This window comes from Alloalcanivorax xenomutans (genome assembly GCF_032810065.1).
GTDB classification, from domain to species: domain Bacteria; phylum Pseudomonadota; class Gammaproteobacteria; order Pseudomonadales; family Alcanivoracaceae; genus Alloalcanivorax; species Alloalcanivorax xenomutans.
Genome location: NZ_CP136538.1, coordinates 3042001 through 3059835, shown reverse-complemented (window position 1 = coordinate 3059835; position 17835 = coordinate 3042001). Strand labels below are relative to the sequence as shown.

Below are 17835 nucleotides of genomic sequence, written 5' to 3'. Positions count from 1 at the left end.
ACACCACATAGCGACAGTGTGGCGCCATGAGCTTTGCAGTTAGATGATTTCTTTTTAAAACAAAAGGTTATGTGGAGCTGTGGGTTGGTGAGCAGTAATGAAAGAGGTTCGAATCCTCCCGTCCCGACCAAACGAGAGAAAAAGCCCTGGTGATTTTCACCGGGGCTTTTTTGTGGCCGCTGCCCTGGGCACTTTTGCCTCGGTTTGACCTCTATATTTCCTGATCGAGACACGCCATGCTTGGCGTGGGATACATTCGTTTCCGACAAGGATTTCCATGGCAGCTTGGTCGCGGCGTCGAATCGGGGTGGTGGCAACACTGGTGATTCTGGTGTTGTTGCTGCTGTTGCCGTTCGTGATCGCCTGGAGTCTGGGTTGGCGTTGGCAGGGCATCGGCTGGCGTCAGGGACTGGTGATCACCGGTCTGTGGCAGCAGCAGGGTGAATGCCGCCCTTTGTCGCTGCGGGGATTGCGTCTTTCCTCGCTGCGCCCCATCACGGTCACTGTCGACAGCGTGTCGATTCGCCAGTGTGATTCCGATACCGCTACCGAGCCACTTTCCGAATTGCCTGATCTGCCCGCGTTACACGTCAAAGTGTGGGCGTTGCAGTGGCAGGACTATCCGCCATTATCTCTTGAACTGACGCAGGAAAACGGTCACTGGCGGGGGCGGGCCGGATTTCGTAATGGCGAGGTGCTGGGTGATTACCAGCAGGACAGCGGTGCCTGGCAGGTGCATGGGCAAATCCCGGTGTCGGATCTGGATAGCCGCGCCATCGGCGTGGTGGAACTCGGAGGCTCGGGGCAATGGCTTCCCGATCAGCCGGTCCGGGCCGATTTGGCGCTGGCCGGCAGCGAGCTGGGTATGGCCGGTGAGGATTACCGGGCCAATCTGAGTGGTACGGTCACCGTGGAGCAACCTCGCTGGCAGGCGTCACTGACGCTGTCCGACCCGCTGGCGCTGCCGGCGGGATGGCGGTTATTGCCGGGGGAAGGGCTGACCGCCAGCGGGACTTTCGACGGCTTGATCGAACAGGCCAAGGGGCGGCTGCAGGCTCGGGGACCGCAAGGGCAAGCGCTGCTCACTCTGGCCAGTGACGATCAGAGGCTGGGAGCAGGACAGGGGCGTTTGACGCTGTCCGAAGGGATGGATGGCACCGTCGCCTTTCAGTGGCAGGGAGTGCAACTGCTGGTGGCGCCGTTCGAGCTGACTCTGCCGGAACAGATGCGGTTGAGTTTGCGGGAATCGGTGACGATGCCATTGGCCGCCGATGGAGACGTGACGCTGCCGCTGTCCGCGCATTATCAGGGCGCCACCGTGACCGCCGAGAACAGCCAGTTGCTGTGGAGCCCGGACGGCGTGCATTGGCAAGGGGCGTTGTCCCTGTCGGGGCAATGGCAAGGGTATCGTCTGAGCGGCGGTTGGCGCGGCCGGGCTGGCGCGGACGGCGTTAGTGGGGAGCCGCTCAAAGTGCGTCTCGAAAACGCGGATCTGAGCGTGGAGGCCACGGCACCGGTGGCGGAATTGAAGCCGCCACACTGGCCGGTACAGGCGTCACTCAAGGGACATTATCAGCGTCTGCCGTTCCAGGCCCGGATGAGCGGGCGCAGGGATGACCATGGAGGTTGGGCCGGCAGCCTGGATGCCGATGTGGACGCGGCGGATTACCTGGACCAGGGTGGCACCGCGCGCCTTGATGGGCGTTGGCAGTGGCGCGATGGCGTGTTCACCCTGGCTAGTGGCGCGGCGATTTCCGTGGCGCAGGCGGTGCATGGAAAGATGCTGTTGAAGCCGTTGTCGCTGACCGCGCGGACGCCGCTGCGTTATCAGGATGGCGGTATTCATGGGCAACTGGCTCTGCGGGGAGAAGGGCTGCTGGCGGAGCGTTGGGAATTGCCGGTGCTCACCGGCACGGTGAATCTGAACGGGCAGCGTGCCCGGGCGGAGCTGGCGGTGAAGGACTGGGAAGCGTCACTGGCGGTCAGTGCCCGTCCCTTTGGCACGGGTTATGCCGGTGATCTGTCGTTGGCCTCCGCGTTGCGTCCGGAACTGAGCCGGGGGCTTGGTTTTACCTTGCAGTCCGGGCAGTTGGTCGCTGACGGTGACTGGTTGTGGGACGAGGTGGTTTCTTTCGGAGTGAAAGCCAATGTTTCCGGGGCGGACCTGGACTGGGGCAGTGTGCTGGCGCGTGGACTGAACGCACGATTGGCGCTGGACTGGCAGGATGGTGAGGCCGACCTGAGAACACGGGAGCCGATTTCCCTGGCGTCGGTGGATGTGGGTACGCCGATCACCAATATTCGCTTGAGCGGTCACTCGGATCTGGAGGTCTGGCGTTTCAGCGATATCCGAGCCGAGGTGCTCGGCGGTGAAGTGCTGGCGCCGAAGTTGCAGTGGCCGTCGGATCAGTGGCAGACGGTGGTGGTGACCGGTATTGACCTGAACCAGGTGGCGGCGTTGCAGAATGAGCCGGCGGTATCGTTGTCCGGTACGGTGGGCGGCTATCTACCGCTGCGTTTGTCGCGCAACAGCATGGCGGTGCGGGGCGGGCGCTTGTCCAATGAAGGCCCTTTGTCCCTGGAAGTGCCAATGACCTCGGCGGTCCAGGCCATGGCGCAATCCAATCAGGCGGTGGGGCTGGCACTGGATTCATTGAACCCGTTGTTGATCAGTCGCTTTTTTGCACAGCTGGATATGGAGGACAGCGGCTGGCTGGACGCGGCGGTCACCATCGAGGGCATTAACCCGCAACAAAATCGCTTGCCCGTGGTCTTTAATTACACACACAAGGAAAATGTCAGGGACCTGTTGCGCAGCCTGCGCATCGGTGATCAGATCACCGATGAGATCATGAATCGGACGCCGATGGAGAGCACACAATGAAAATCAATCGGGGAGGGCGAGGCCTGTTGTTGACGGCTCTGATGTTGCCGCTGATGGCCTGTACGCCCCGGGTGGCACTGGAAGCGCCCAAGGAACCGATCACCATCAACCTGAATGTGAAAATTGATCACGAAATCCGGTTGAAGGTGGAAAAAGACATCGATGCGTTGTTCGAACAGAACGACGATCTGTTTTAACGCTTGCCAGGAAAAGAGTGCCGTTTAAGGAGGCAAGGCATGATGAAGATAATCAAAATCGCGCTGATGGTGGCGGCGCTGACGATGGCGGGGAGCGCCTTTGCATTGGAACTGGACCAGGCCAAAACCCAGGGGTTGGTGGGCGAGCAGCCCAATGGCTATCTGGGGGTGGTGAAGGCAACGCCGGAAGCGGTGCAACTGGTATCGGAAGTCAATGAAAAACGGCGCCAAGCTTACGAACGCATTGCCCGTCAGAACGGTATCACGCTGGAGCAGGTGGCTAATCTGGCCGGTCAGAAGGCCATCGGGAAAACCGCCGGCGGGGAATACGTCAAAACTCCGGACGGGCAGTGGGTTAAAAAATAATTCATAGGTCATTGTGATTAGTTTTGTATTTTTTCTAGTGATAAATGACCTTATTCACGGAAGGTCATTTGAAACGGAACGCTTAGGGAATGTTAGATGAGGTAAAAAAAGTTCCTCTTTTTCTCAATATTTACCTTTGCCTATCCTCATAAGGCGATGGCGGCTTTACATTGATCCCATTGTGGATCGATTTGTACCGATAGGAGCTTGCCATGAAAGAAAGATTGCTCGCAGCGGCGTTCATCTCCCCGATGATGGTTGCCGCCCCTGCCTTCGCCGAAAACGTACCGGACACTTATGGGTACATCGGCGCCAACGCCAGCCATTATTTCTTTTACGACAACGAAGCCTTCGGTGAAGATGTCGATGGCGGTGAAGACAACTGGTTCTATGGCGGCCAGCTTGGCTGGCGCTTCAACCCCAACTGGTCCATCCAGGCCTGGTACGAAGAAGCCGATGGTGACGTGGAAAGCGATTACGATTCCGGCGCCCGCTGGGATGTGCAGAGCTATTTCGCCAGCCTGCGTTACCACATGAACGGCACCAGCTTCCTGGGTTTTGAACCCTATGCCGGTTTCAACATGGGCGACCTGGTACTGGAAAGCCTCAACGACAACGCTACCGGCGATAAAGGCGATAAGCAGCACGCCTTCATGACCGGGGTGGAAGTTGGTATTCAGCGCGCCTTCGCTGATCGCATCCTGCTGGATCTGGGCACCCGTCAGGCCTATGCGGCGGATCGGGATTTCTGGACCGGCCAGGTTTACGCCGCGGTTAACGTTCTGTTCGGTGTAAGCACCGCTCATGCTGCACCGGAACCGGAGCCGGAACCGGTGATTGGCGATCAGGACGGCGATGGCGTGCCGGATGATCGCGATGCCTGCCCGGATACCCCGGCCGGTGCCGTGGTGGATGAGCGCGGTTGTCAGAAATACGACACGGTCAGCGATCAGAGCATGAACGTGATTTACTTCGGCTTCGACAAAGCGGATATCGGCGCCCAGTTCAATGACGAAGTCCGTCAGGCCGCGGACAACCTGAACAAAGGCGAAAGCGGTTCCATCCGCGTGGAAGGCCATGCTGACAGCACCGGCCCGGCGGAATACAACCAGGGTCTGTCCGAGCGTCGTGCCCAGGCGGTGAAGGATCGTCTGATCCAGGATTACAAAGTGGATGGTTCCAAGATCACCACCAAGGGCTTCGGTGAAACCCGCCCGGCGGAATCCAACGACACTCGCGAAGGTCGGGCGCGGAATCGTCGCGCGGAGATCTTCGTCGATACCGAGCAGTCCGAACCGCAGTTCAAGGAGTAAGCGTCTGAACGGACAGGGATGTCCGGTGTGACCAGAGAGGGCGGCGTAAGCCGCCCTTTTTTTGTTCAGAGGATAATGGGCCGCGATACGTTAGTGTCCGTACTCCCTGTTCAATCGCTGCCACAGTCCGGAGGCGCGCCAGGTGCGACGGGCGACCGCGTGATTCAGCACCGTGCCCGGGCCGCATTCGAGCAGGGTGAAGGTTTCCCGCGCCCGGGTCACGGCGGTATAGATCAACTCCCGGGTCAGCAGTGGATGCGGCCGGTCCGGCAGAATCAGCAGAGTATGTCGGAACTCCGAGCCCTGGGATTTGTGCACGGTCATGGCGTAGACCGTTTCCACGCCGCCCAGTCGGCTCGGCAATACCCACTTGATGCGGCCATCCGGTAACGGAAATGCCACTCTCAGGCCATCCGGGTGGGCCAGGGTCAGGCCAACGTCGCCGTTCATCAGACCAAGCTGGTAATCGTTGTGGGTAAGCATTACCGGACGACCCGGATACCATTCGTGCTCGTCCGCCAGACCCTGCCGGTGCAGTTGCCGGGTCAGTTGCTGATTCAGCTCGATGACGCCGAAAGGGCCGCCACGCAAGCCGCTCAACAACTGCCGCTCGGTTAACCGGAGCAGCAGCCGGGCGGCCCAGCTATCCAGTTCGTCCCTGTCCGGTGTGTTGGCCGCTTCGAGGAGCAGCGTTTTCAACCCCGGATGCGAGGCCGTGCCGTCGATCAGGAAACGGTGCGGATAATGGGGATCGCGGCGCAGATCCACACGTTGCAGTTGATCCGTATGTTGCCGGAAAGCGCTGGCGACACTCCGGCTATCACCTTGATTCACCGCCTGGGCCAATGCACCGATGCCGGGGCTGTCGCGGAAGCGCCAGTTGCGCCGCAGCATGGCGGTCTGTTGCGCCAATGGGCCGCCTTCACCGCGCCAGGCGGTCAGGTCGGCGCCGCAGCTCTGTTGAATGAAGTCCACCGTGGCCTCGTCGTAGCCGCCCTGGTCGGCGTCGCGGCAAAGGTCACCGAGCACCGCGCCGGCTTCCACGCTGGCCAGTTGGTCCTTGTCGCCCAGCAGCACCAGCCGGGTGTTGGCATCCAGGGCATCGAGCAGACTGGCCATCATTTCCATGTCGATCATGCTGGCTTCGTCCACCACCACCAGATCCGCGTGCAGTGGGTTATGGCGATGATGACGGAAGCGGCGGCTGTCAGGACGGGTACCGAGCAGACGGTGCAGGGTGCTGACCTCGGTGGGAATGGCTGAGCGAACGGTTTCCGGCAGCGGCAGCCGCGCCACCTGATCGCCGATGGACTGTGTCAGCCGGGTGGCGGCCTTGCCGGTGGGAGCGGCCAGACGAATACGCAGGGCGTGCCCCTGTTCCAGCGCCAGGCTTTGCAGCAAACCCAGCAGACGCACCACGGTAGTGGTCTTGCCGGTACCGGGGCCGCCGGTGATCACTGTCAGGCGGGCACGGGTGGCCAGGGCGCAGGCCACCTGTTGCCAGTCCACCTCGTCATCGCCGTCGACGAACAGCTTCGCCAGAGTGTCGCCCGGGGGAGTGGAGGGTTCGTGCCGTAGCCGTGCCAGCAGCAAGTCGGCGACCTTGACCTCCTGGGTCCAGTTGCGGTGCAGGTAGAGACGGGAACCGTCCAGCACCAGGGGCTGACCGGGGCCCTCGCCAACCAGTTCACTGGCTTGCAGCAGCGCGTGCCACCGTGGCGGGTCCGGCGGCAATATTGGCACCAGACTGTCCGGCATGCCGGCAGGCCATAGTCGTTGGGCCAACTCCGGTTCGTCCAGGTCTAGGCACAGATGTCCCGCCGCCAGCTGCGCGCTGGTGAGCGCGGCGATCACCAGGACCGCCGGATCAGCGTCCGGAGCCTGCTGGTGCAGAAACCGCGCCACCGCCACATCCAGATCCCGTAACTGCCCTTGATCGCGCATTTGCTCCAGGGCATCTTGCCAGTCGACGGCGGCGAACAGATCGCCCTGTCCATCACTTCGCATGAGCGTCTCCCAGGAACAGCCGGTCCAGAGCTTCCACCAGCGCGGTCGGCGCGGCGCTGAAAACGGTGCCGGCGGAGGGCGCGCCGAGACCGCGTAGAAAGACGTAGACGGCGCCCCCCAGATGGGCATCCGGATGATAGTCGTTACCGAGGCGGCTGCGCAGTAAACGGTGCAGTGCCAGCAGATACAGCGCGTACTGCACTTCGTAACGATGCTCCAGCAACGCCTCGATCAAAGCGTCGTCGCCATAGGCGTCATCGTCCGGACCAAGCCAATTGGATTTATAGTCCAGCACGTAATAGCGGCCCCTGTGCTCGAACACCAGATCCATGAAGCCCTTGAGCATGCCGTTCAGGGTATCGGCTTCCAGGCGCGGCCGTGGCTGTCCGGGATAGAGATGCTCGCGGATCAGCGCATCCAGCCGTGTCACCGGCACCTGTTCGGCGGGCAGCAGAAATTCCATTTCCGCCACCGGCCGATCCAGGTCCGCCAGACGTATCCGTTCCTGTTGTAGCGGCAGGGGCGTCGTCAAAGTCCGGCGCCACCATTGCATTACTGTGGTGTTGTGGTCTTGCCAGTGGCGGGCTTCCAGTTGCTGGCGGACTCTTTTGTCCATCTCTTCCGGGGCGTCCAGACAGGTCCGGAATCCCTGGTTGGCGGCATGCTCCAGCAAATCGTGCAGCAAGGTGCCGGGCAGGGCGCCGCGGGGAAACGCGTGCACCCCCGCGGTGGCGGTTTCCATCATCGGTTTCTGCACGGGCTCCGGTTCGGTTTCCGCCAGTTGATCGGCGCGGGCGTCGGCGGGAGCGAGCGGTTCTTCCATTTGTCGCAGGGCGCTGTAGCTGGCGATCCACCAGGGCGTGCGCGGATGTCTGGGAAAAATTTCCGGTTCGCGCAGCCGGACCACCGTATTGACCGGCTGATAGACCTCGTCATTGCCGGGCGGCGCGGGTATTACCGTGATGGCGTCGTCGCTCAAAGGGCCCAGCGCGGCCAGCAATTGATCATTGGCCACGCCCTGGGGGCCGAACAACAGCCGGCCGATGGCGCTGCGTGGCAGCTGGTTTTGTTGGGCGCGGCCCTTGGCATAGGGCGCCAGGCCCAGGGTGCAGCTGTGACAGGCCCGGGTCAGCGCCACGTAGAGCAATCGCATGTCCTCGGCCAGACGCTCGTGATCGGCGAGACGTTCGATGTCGTCGTCCGGTTCCAGTGAGACGACGAGATGGGCGTTGTCCTGCCCCTTACGGTGATAACGCAGGGGCGGCTTGCTCTTTTCCGCCGCGCGGAAACTGCAAATGAAGGGCAGATAGACCACCGGGTATTCCAGGCCCTTGGACTTATGAATGGTGATCACCTTGACCCGGTCATCGTCGCTTTCCAGGCGCAGAATGCTGTCGTTGTTGCTGCCGCGCTGATCGTTGACGGTGTCCTCCAGATAGCGGATCAAGGCCTGCTCGCCGTCCAACTGGGTGGCGGCCTGTTGCAGCAGCTCGGCAAGGTGCAACAGATTGGTAAAGGCGCGCTCCCCGTCGAGACTGCGCTGCAACCGTGCCGGCACCGAGAAGTCCATAAGCAGTCCCCGGAACATTGGCAACACACCCTGTTGCCGCCATTGTTCGCGATAGCCGTGGAAGCGATTGACCATGGCTTCCCAGCGCACCTCATCCCGATTGATACGGTCCAGTTCCTGGTAGGGCAATGACAGGGTGCCGGAGGCCAGAGCGCTGCGCACGCGCACATCGGATTCCGGGCTGGCGCAGGCGCGCAGAATCAACAAAAGATCCTGGGCTTCCGGTTGCGCGAACACGGAGTCCTGGTCGGACAGGTAAACGCTGCGCACGCCCCGGGCGAGCAGGGTGTCGCGAATGGCCCTGGCCTCGGTGCGATCACGCACCAGCACGGCGATATCACGGGGGCGCAAAGGTGTGAAGCGCTGGCCCTCGCGGAAGCCGGTGACACCTTGTCCGGCACCGTTGAGCAGGTGGGTGATCTCGGTGGCGCAACGGGCTGCCTGGTGTTGCCGATACACGCCTGAGGAAATGGCTTTGTCGCTGTCTTCCACCCAGAGCGTGACGCCGGATTTTATTTCGCCGTCCACCAGCAGCGTATCCTTGCGCCCCTGGGCTTCCACCGCTTCGAAAGGAATGGCGTTGTCCATCATGAAGACATCGCCGTGGGTGTCCTGGCTGTACTCGAACAAGCGGTTCACCGCCGCCACCATCTGCGTCGCCGAACGGAAATTCCGGCCCAGGGTGTAGTGATGCCCTTCGGTGGCGCGCCGGGCTTGCAGGTAGGTGAACACGTCGGCGCCGCGGAAGGCGTAGATGGCCTGCTTGGGGTCGCCGATCATGAACCAGCCGGTGTCGTCGCGGTGCTGATACAACGCTGAAAAAATGCCGTACTGGGTGGGATCGGTGTCCTGGAATTCGTCGATCAGCGCCACCGGGAACTGATCCCGGATCACCTGCGCCAGCCGCGCTCCGTTGTCGCCATGCAGGGCGCCGTGGAGACGGCTCAGCATATCGTCAAACCCCATGGTGGCGGTTTGCCGGCGCATCCGGTCCACCCGTTTACCGATCCAGGCGGCGGCGTGGGCGAGCAGGTCGGTGCGCGGCAGCGCTGTTTGTTCCCGTTGCTCCAGGACCTGATCCAGCTGATCACAAAAGGCGAAGCCGGGGCGATGCTCCTCGCCTTTCTTGGTCAGCTTCATGCCCGTTGTGGAGAAGCGTGAGAGAGTGTCGTAGTCCTTGTCGCTCAGTACCTCGCCGGCGGCATAGCGTTCCAGAGTCAGCAGCATGCCGGGCAGGCTGCTGGCGCGGTAACTGTTGCCGTTGAGCCATTTGTTGTCGCGGGCGCTGCGCACCCAGTCGAACAGCGCCGGCAACTCGGCGTTGAGGGTGGCGCGAGCGCTTTGCTCCAGCGCCGCTTGCGGGCCACTAGCATCGAGCCAGCGTTGTACGCTTTCCGGCAGCGTGTCGGGATCGGTGCCACCGAGGCCCAGCAGCGGACGGCATTGCGCCAGCAGGGCTTCCGGGTGGCCCAGCTTGCTGGCTTGCAGTGCATTGGCGGCGCTCACCGGGAACCCTGCTATGACGTTACGCCAGTAGTCGCAAGCGGCGAGCTGCTGTTCGTCACTGGCGTCTTCCTGCAGTTCCAGGCTGAACAAACTGCCGGAATCGAACGCATGTTGTTTGAGCATGCGGTTGCAGAAACCATGAATGGTGTAAATGGCGGCTTCATCCATCCACTGGGCGGCGGCGTTCAACCGTTGCGCGCAATGGCGGCGTTGCTCGTCGTCGGCGTAGTCGTCCAGCAAACCTTGGAGAATGACATCGGGTTTGTGCGCTTGGGGGGCGGCGAACACCCGCGCCGCTTCCGCAAGCCGGTCGCGGATTCGCTCCCGCAGTTCCTCGGTGGCGGCTTCGGTGAAGGTCACCACCAGGATTTCCGGCGGCAGCAAGGGTTGGCGGAACGCGGCCTGGCCGCCGTGCCCCAGCACCAGCCGCAGATACAGGGCCGCCAGGGTAAAGGTCTTGCCGGTGCCGGCACTGGCTTCGATCAGGCGCGTGCCGTGCAATGGGAAAGTGAGCGGCAGCGGGCGTGGCTGGCTCATGCGACCGGCCCTCCCTGTTCAGTCCATTGCGCCTGTTGGTAGAGCGGCGCGTAGAGCTGTTCGGTCCAGTGACAGAAGGCAGGCTTGTCGTCATGCCGCACCGCCAACATGGCGTCGAAGCCGGACCAGGCACGGGCGACGGCCGGCTCCCGGAATTGTTCACCGTCGCTGTTGAAACCAGGCTCGAAGACCTTGCGGGCCTCGGCCTCGCCTTTGTCTTTTTCCTCTCCGGCCAGCCAGGCGAAGGCGGTGGCACAGGCAATGGGTAACGGTTCGCACAGGGCCTGCTGCCAGGCCCGGCCGATGGCGTCGAGCCGTTCCCGCGCGGTGGCCGGGTCCATTGGCGCGAGGCTGTACAGGCCGTCCTGTCCCTGAATTTGCGTGGTCAGGGCGTGGCCGCTGGCGCAGGCGGCAAGGTGTATGACCCAGTCGGTGGTCAGCTTCTCCAGAGAGCCTTGCAGACGGCTGGTTTTCAGTACCAGCCGTCGCGGCTGGGAGGCCTCGCCGCGCAGGTCCACCAGCCAGTCTTCCAGCGGCAGGCCGCCGGCGTCGAGCTGGATTTCCTGTTGCGGTTGCAGCGCGCCACTTTGTGCCAGCAACAGGAAGTACTGCTGCAGGGGGCGGCGCAACGGCATCAGCAAGGCGGCGCGGCTGCCCTCGGTGAAAGGCGCCAACGGCAAGGCGCCACTGCCGGCCAGGCGTTCCAGCGTGGCGCGCATGGCCTCGCTGGCCTGGTCCGGCCCGGCGCGCAGTGCCTCGCCGAGCAACTGGTCCTGCAACTGCCAGCGCTCCAGCCCCTGCACACTGAACGGCTCGGTGTCGTCGAGATTATGGCTGTCCTGTCGGAGCTGGGCTTTCAGTCTTTGCTCGAAGAAGTGGGCCACCGGCTGCTTGAGAAAACGCCCGAGCGCGGCGCAACTGACCGGCTCATTGTTTTCCAGCGGTGGCAGCGGCAAGGGATTGTCTTCCCCCGTCGTTTCGTCGTGGGCGTGCAGGGGGCGCCATTCATCGGCGTAGGTGGTCAGATTATCGTCGGCATCAAAGTAGCGGCGGCTGAAAGGTTGCAGCGGATGCTGCACGGTCAACTGGTCCGCCACATCACGACCGTTATCGGCGCTCCGCCAGCGCTGATTGAGATAGTCGCGCAACTGCGCCACCAGCACCGACGGCGGCCGTTCACTGTTGTCACGGACATTACGGCCGGTCCAGCTTATGTACAGGCCGTCGCGGGCGCTGAGCAGGGCCTCCAGAAACAAATAGCGATCGTCGTCGCGGCGCGAGCGGTCGCCGGGACGGTAGCGCCCCCATTGCCGCATCAGATCGAAGTCCATGGGTTGCTGTTGGCGGGGGTAGTCGCCGTCCTTCATACCGAGCAAGCAGACATGCTGGAAGGGGATGGCACGCATCGGCATCAGCGTACAGAAATTGATGCGCCCGGCCATGAAACGCTGTGACAGGCTCTCGGCATTAAGGGCATCCAGCAGCGGCCGGCGCGCCACGGTCAGCGGCAGGGGGCCGGCGAAGTCTGCTTCCTCGCAGGCCGCCAGCCAATCACTGAGGGCGTCCCTCAGACCGGCATCCAGGGCTTGGTCCTCGGCACTGTCCGGTGCGAACAGATCGTCCAGCAGGGCGGTGAAACGGGCCTGCCATTGTTGAACGTCGGCGGGTTCGCGCATCGCCCGCCAATGCCGTTGCAGGGTGTCCAGCAGACGCGCCAGCCGGCCGGCCAGTTCCGCGCCCAGGCCCGCCACCTCGTCAAGCGGCTCGATGCCGCGCCAGGCCGGGGCGTCGCCGAGCAGATAGCCGGCCAGCATCCGTTTCAAACCAAACGCCCAGCTGTTTTGTTCGAAGCCGGGAACGTCGAGACTGTGCCGTTGTTCCGCGTCCAGCCCCCAGCGAATGCGGGCCTGTTCGATCCATTGCGTCAGTTGCGGCAAGGCACTCTCTTCGATGCCGAAGCGGCGTCGCACTGCCGGCACGTCGAGCAGATCGAGAATATCCGAAGCAGTGAAGCGCCATTGCGGCAGATGCAATACCGCCTCCACCGCCTGGGCCAGGGGCGAGGCGGCGCCGGCGCTGCGGTCGCTGAGCGTATAGGGCAGGTAGCGGGGATCGCCGGGATCCAGGCGGCCGAACACGGCATCGATGTGCGGCGCGTAGGCCTCGATGTCCGGCACCATGACGATGACGTCGCGCGGCTTGAGGTCCGGGTCGTGTGCGAACCTTTCCAGCAGTGCGTCCTGAAGAATCTCCACTTCCCGCTGGGCGCTGTGGGCGATACGGAATTGCAGTGAGTCGTCCGCCCGCAGAGCAGGGCGCTGGTCGCGTTCGGGCAGTGGTTCCAGTTCGAGAATGTCATGCTGCAATTGTTGCAGCAGCGTCTCCGGCTCGCTGTCTTCGAACAGATCGATTTGATTGTGGAAGGCGGCGCGGTAGCTGTCTGGATCGTCGTGGTCGTAAAGCAAACCGATAAAGTCCCGGCCCTGTTTGCCCCAGGCGGCGAGCAGCGGGTTGACGCGATTTTCCGGCAGGGCGGTCAGATGCCGTTTGCGATGCTCCAACTGCCGGCGCAGCAGATGCCGGTCCTCGATGATATCCGCCCAGTAATGGCGGCAGGGATTCTGTACCAACATCAGGATCTGACAATGGCTGCTGAGGGCCGCCAGTGCCTCCAATCCTTGTTGCGGCAGGGCGCTGATACCGAAAATCACCAACCGGCGCGGCAACCCCGGAGGACACTCGCCGTTGCGCAGAGCGGAAACGAAGGCATTGTGAATGGCGCTGCGGCTGAGAGCGGTTTGCGTTTCGTTCATGTCCGCCAGTACCGCTCGCCACAGATGTGCCTGCCAGCGCTGGCTTTCCGGAAAGTCATCGAACAGCGCCCGTTCATCGGAACGCCGCAATCGATCCTCTCCCTGTTCCCAGTCCGCCAGCCAGTCCGCCCGGTAGACCTGATAAGCGTCGTACAGGTCGGCCAATCGTTCCGCCAGTTGGTGGCGTTTGCGGCCGTCGGTGTCGTCGGCCAGAAAATGACGCAACGGGCCGAAGCGATCATCGTCCAGTAATATCGGCAGCAGCCGGTAGAGCCGCCACAGCAGTCTCGACTTATCGAACGGTGAGGTGCGCGGCACCCGATCTTCGCCGAGCACGGTGCGGTAGGCGCTCCAAAGAAAGCGGGCGGGCATTTGAAAGCGGGTGCCGGCGGCGATGCCGAGAGCGTCGGGCGCGGCCAGTTTGAGCTTGAGCCATTGCGCCATGCCGTTGGATTGCACCAGCACCGTTTCCGTTTCCAGCGGCGCCAGCGGATAGCGTCCCAGCCACTCGATAAGCAGATCGGTCAGCGTTTCCAGACGGTTGCTGTGCAGCACCATCAGGCCGTTTTGCATGCCAGGTTCCCAGGACTGATTCGACGATCAGGCCAGTGTACGTCAGGCGGCGGGCCTTGGCATCACGACATGAAAGTGGGGTAGAGCGACAGCAACAGCAAGGCCGCCATGGCCAGATTGAAGCGGCCCAGTCTCCGCCCGTGTTGCAACCAGCCCTGTAGGGCCACGCCACCAAGATTCCACAGTGAAATCAGCGGCAGTCCGAGAAAGAAGAAACACAATGCCACCAGTGTCAGGCTGGCGGAGAAATGCACCGGATCGGTATAGGTGGCCACGGCGGTGACCATCATCATCCAGGCTTTGGGATTGACCCATTGGAACAGGGCGGCCTGCCAGAACGTCAGTGGCGCGCCGCGGTGATCGCCACGCAGAGGCGTATGACGGTGCCGTACCAACTGCCAGGCCAGATAGAGCAAAAACAGCAGGCCGAGAACGCGCAGTGTCAGCGACAGCTGCGGAAAGCGGGTCAGCAGTTGCCCCAGCCCCAGTGCCACGCACAACAGCAGAATCTGACAGCCAACCAGAATGCCCATGATATGCGGCAGCGAGCGGCGGAATCCGGCGTTGGCGCCGGAGGCCATCAGCATCAGATTGTTGGGGCCGGGGGTGCCGGTCATCACCGTCACGAATCCGGCCAGGGGCAGTAATGTTTCCCAATATCCCATGTGACCTTCTTAAACAGGCTCTAAGGACGGCCAGATTAAGCTTGCGCGGGGTTGGGGGTACAGATATAAAAACATCAATTTGAACCGGTACAGTTTTGATCTGGGCCATCTGTGCCAGTGATGTGGACTGCCCGAGCACGTCGCCTGAAATGGAGAACGCTGGCATGACCCTTTATCACCAACTGGCCGACCAGTTGCAGGCGCTGATTGAAAAGCGTGTCTACGACGTTGGCCAGCGCCTCCCGGGGGTGCGCAGATTGAGTCATCAGCATAATGTCAGCGTGGCCACGGCGGTGAGCGCCTGCCGTGAACTGGAACAGCGTGGTGTGCTGGAGGCGCGCCCCCGATCCGGTTATTACGTGTCGCGGCCGCCGGCCCGTTTCGATGCGCCGCGAATGCGTCGCGCCACTACCCGGCCCAGGGCGGTGAGTGGCCAGGACCGGGTGCTGGAGCTGATTCAGGCGGTCAATGATCCGTCGCTGGTGAATTTCGGGGCGGCGGTGCCGGATCCGGATTTCATGCCGGTAACGGCGATCGAGCGGGCCTTCCATTCGGTACTGCGGGAGCAGCGGCGCCGTTGTGTCGGGTATGAATTTCCTCCGGGCGCCCTGGAACTGCGTCAGGCCATTGCCCGTCGTCTGGTGGCGCTGCAATGTCCGGTGTCGCCGGACCAGGTGCTGATCACCAACAGTTGCCAGGAGGCGGTGACCATCGCACTGAAGCTGCTGACCAAACCCGGTGATACGGTGGTGGTGGAATCGCCCACCTATTACGGGCTGCTGCAGGTGCTGGAATCGCTGGGACTGAAAGCACTCGAGATTCCTTCCGACCCGCGGCAGGGGATTTCCCTGGAGGCGTTGGCCGTGGCGCTGGAGCGCTGGCCGGTGAAAGCCTGCGTGTTGGTCACCAACTTCGCCAATCCTTTGGGATCGTGTCTTTCCGATCAGGACAAGCAAGCGTTGCTGTCATTGTTGAGCCAACATCGCGTGCCTCTGGTGGAAGACGATATTTACGGTGATCTGCCGCTGTTCGGGCCGCGCCCGCGGCCGGTGAAAAGCTGGGACCGGGACGGGCTGGTTTACTATTGTGCGTCGTCTTCGAAGACACTGTCCGCGGGGCTGCGGGTGGGCTGGCTGGTGCCTGGCGGTCAGCAGCGGCGCGCCGAGTATCTGCAGTTCATCAATACGGTATCGGTGGCGACGGCCTCGCAACTGGCGATGGCGCGCTATCTGGAGCGGGGCCATTACGACCGCTTCCTGCGGCAGCTGCGCGGCGAACACGCCAAGGCGGTGGCGCGAATGACATCGCGGGTGGAGCAGTTGTTTCCGGATGGGACCCGGATCAGCCGTCCGGCGGGTGGGTTCGTACTGTGGGTGGAACTGCCCGGGCAGATCGATACCACGGTGCTGGCGGAACAGGCCTTGCAGGAGGGGGTGAGTTTCGCGCCGGGATCATTGTTCTCCACCGGCAACAAGTTTTCGTCCTGCTTGCGGTTGAACTGCGCGGTGCGTTGGGACAATCGGGTGGAAAAAGGTCTGGCGCGGCTGGCGGCGTTGTTGTGACAGACTGATCTCGTTGGTTGTCGACGAAACAATATCGCGACAGGTCTGTACAAAAGCCCTTCTGCCTCCCATAACATCGATCGTTGGTATGGAAGGGGCCACGAAGCCGCTGTGGGAGCTTGCCTGCAAGCGAATCTTTGGGGGCCGGAAGCCCAATTCGCTTGCAGGCAAGCTCCCACAGTGGCGTTGTAGCGGCCTCTGGAAGGCAACTCTGCGCGATGTTTGGGCGGCTCAGCTCTCCATCGCGGCCAGTTCATCCTCGAAGAAGAATTTCTCTTCGCCGAAGGCCGGTTCCAGATGGTTCAGCCAGGTGGCCTCGCCGTTGTATTTGGCGAAGAAAGGCCGTTGCACCCAGTCCGGGTTGCGGCCCTGGATGAAACGCAGCACGAACACCTTTTCGCCGTGGATCTCCGTTACCCCCTGGATCTCCACCTTGCCCGGATGGCTGGACATGCTCGGTCCGCGCGCGGTGCGGGCCAGGCCGGATACCTGTTTCATGGCGTCCCGGTAAATCCGCCAGGCTTTGGCCAGCGGCACTTCGAAATAGTGACGGGCTCCGGTGTCCCGTTCCACGAACATGTAGTAGGGCACCACGCCCAGCTCCACCTGGGTTTGCCACAGGCGTGCCCAGTCATCGGCGTTGTCGTTGATGTGCGCCAGCAGGGGCCCCTGGGCCCGGATCTGGGCACCGGTGGCACGAACCCGGCGGATCGCTTCCCGGGCGATGGACGGTTCCAGTTCCTTCCAGTGGTTATAGTGCGCCATCAGCGCCAGGTGCTTGCCGGCCGCCGTCACTTCCCGGAACAGGTCCAGCAGGTCGTTGGCGTCATTGTCGGAAACAAAACGGTATGGCCAGAACGTCAACGCCTTGGAGCCGATGCGGATGGTGCGCAGTTGTTCCAGTTCCAGCAGCGGTTCGATGTGGGCGCGCAGGTTCTTGGTCTTCATCACCAGCGGATCGCCGCCGGTAATCAGCACGTCGGTGATCTCCGGATGCGCCTGAATGTACTTCTTCAGTTGTCCCGCTTCCTTGGCCGCGATCTTGAGATCGTTGTCGCCGATGAACTGGGCCCAGCGGAAGCAGAAAGTACAGTAGCTGTGGCACACCTGACCCTGGCTGGGGAAGAACAGCACGGTTTCATCATACTTATGCTGCAGGCCATTGATGCGCTCGCCGTCCACTTCCGGAATATTGTGTTCCATCTGTCCGGCGGGGTGTGGATTGAGCGCCTCGCGGACTTCGGCGATGGCCTGGTTCAGGGTGTCCTTGTCGCCACTTCGCATGGCGTTGGCCACCCGCTCGAAGTGTTCCGGCGCGAGCATATCCTTCTGCGGGAAAGTGAGCTGATAGATCGGGTCGTCGGGGACTTTGTCCCAATCAATCAGTTCCTCGATGACATACTCGTTCACCCGGAAGGGCAGGACGCTGGCGACCACGTCCATGGCGAAACGGGCTTCCTCGTCCAGCCGCTGGAGCGGCTCGATCTTGTCCAACTGGCGGGCGGTATACACCTTGAAGCGACGAGGTTCGCCGAAGTCGGTGTCGTGATGCTCGCGCAGCGGTATCACGGTGTTGGTTTCTTGCATGCTTGTGTTCCTCATGCCGTGCCGACGCCGCAAACGCGTCGGTACACTGGTCAAGGGACCAGCAGGTTTCTGCTTTCAGAGTGACCGGCGAGGCCGATCCTGGAGTTTGCCGATGATCGCGGGTACGGATGACCGGGCGATGATGGCACTTCAAATGGGTGGAAGATTCCGACCCGGTGCGCCTGTTGGACGCGGAGGGTGAAAAACGGACGACGATTGTAAGTTATTGAAAATAAAAGAGCAAAATCACGGGCG

General features: G+C 62.3%; 10 protein-coding genes. 5 read left to right on the top strand and 5 right to left on the bottom strand.

Features of this window, described 5'->3' with window-relative positions:
- Positions 1–277 precede the first annotated feature (277 nt).
- The 4 genes from RYH70_RS13980 (at position 278) to RYH70_RS13965 (ending at position 4760) form a co-directional block, all read left to right on the top strand.
- Positions 278–2884, top strand: a complete 2607-nt coding sequence (locus tag RYH70_RS13980; protein WP_284455824.1) for a YdbH domain-containing protein — start codon at positions 278–280, stop codon at positions 2882–2884.
- Complete coding sequence (locus RYH70_RS13975; RefSeq protein WP_022993674.1) at positions 2881–3081, top strand: YnbE family lipoprotein; 201 nt, start codon at positions 2881–2883, stop codon at positions 3079–3081. Before RYH70_RS13980 ends, RYH70_RS13975 begins: the two co-directional genes overlap by 4 nt.
- A 39-nt stretch (positions 3082–3120) precedes the next feature.
- Complete coding sequence (locus tag RYH70_RS13970) at positions 3121–3447, top strand: YdbL family protein (RefSeq protein WP_240342819.1); 327 nt, start codon at positions 3121–3123, stop codon at positions 3445–3447.
- Between the two features lie 212 nt (positions 3448–3659).
- Entirely contained in the window at positions 3660–4760 is a 1101-nt protein-coding gene (locus RYH70_RS13965) for an OmpA family protein (protein ID WP_026949762.1), read from the top strand.
- A 90-nt stretch (positions 4761–4850) separates the two neighbouring features.
- Here RYH70_RS13965 and recD read toward each other — a convergent pair whose 3' ends face one another.
- The 4 genes from recD to RYH70_RS13945 all read right to left on the bottom strand — a co-directional run bounded on the left by recD (position 4851) and on the right by RYH70_RS13945 (position 14431).
- Positions 4851–6767, bottom strand: coding sequence for an exodeoxyribonuclease V subunit alpha (gene recD / locus RYH70_RS13960; protein ID WP_026949761.1), 1917 nt, complete (start codon positions 6765–6767; stop codon positions 4851–4853).
- On the bottom strand, positions 6757–10380 hold the full coding sequence (gene recB / locus RYH70_RS13955; protein ID WP_317009293.1) for an exodeoxyribonuclease V subunit beta: 3624 nt from the start codon (positions 10378–10380) through the stop codon (positions 6757–6759). The genes recD and recB overlap by 11 nt, the downstream gene beginning before the upstream one ends.
- A complete protein-coding gene (gene recC / locus RYH70_RS13950; RefSeq protein WP_317009292.1) occupies positions 10377–13766 on the bottom strand; it encodes an exodeoxyribonuclease V subunit gamma in 3390 nt (1129 codons plus the stop codon). Before recC ends, recB begins: the two co-directional genes overlap by 4 nt.
- Before the next feature lie 62 nt (positions 13767–13828).
- Positions 13829–14431 carry a LysE family translocator gene (locus RYH70_RS13945; RefSeq protein ID WP_022993680.1) on the bottom strand — a complete coding sequence of 201 codons (603 nt, stop codon included), beginning with the start codon at positions 14429–14431 and terminating at the stop codon, positions 13829–13831.
- Positions 14432–14595: 164 nt separating this feature from the next.
- Between RYH70_RS13945 and RYH70_RS13940 the strand changes: the two genes are divergently transcribed.
- On the top strand, positions 14596–15993 hold the full coding sequence (locus RYH70_RS13940; RefSeq protein ID WP_022993681.1) for an aminotransferase-like domain-containing protein: 1398 nt from the start codon (positions 14596–14598) through the stop codon (positions 15991–15993).
- A 231-nt stretch (positions 15994–16224) separates the two neighbouring features.
- On the opposite strand, the gene RYH70_RS13935 is transcribed toward RYH70_RS13940, so the two are convergent.
- Positions 16225–17580, bottom strand: coding sequence for a KamA family radical SAM protein (locus RYH70_RS13935; RefSeq protein ID WP_116027184.1), 1356 nt, complete (start codon positions 17578–17580; stop codon positions 16225–16227).
- Positions 17581–17835 lie beyond the last annotated feature (255 nt).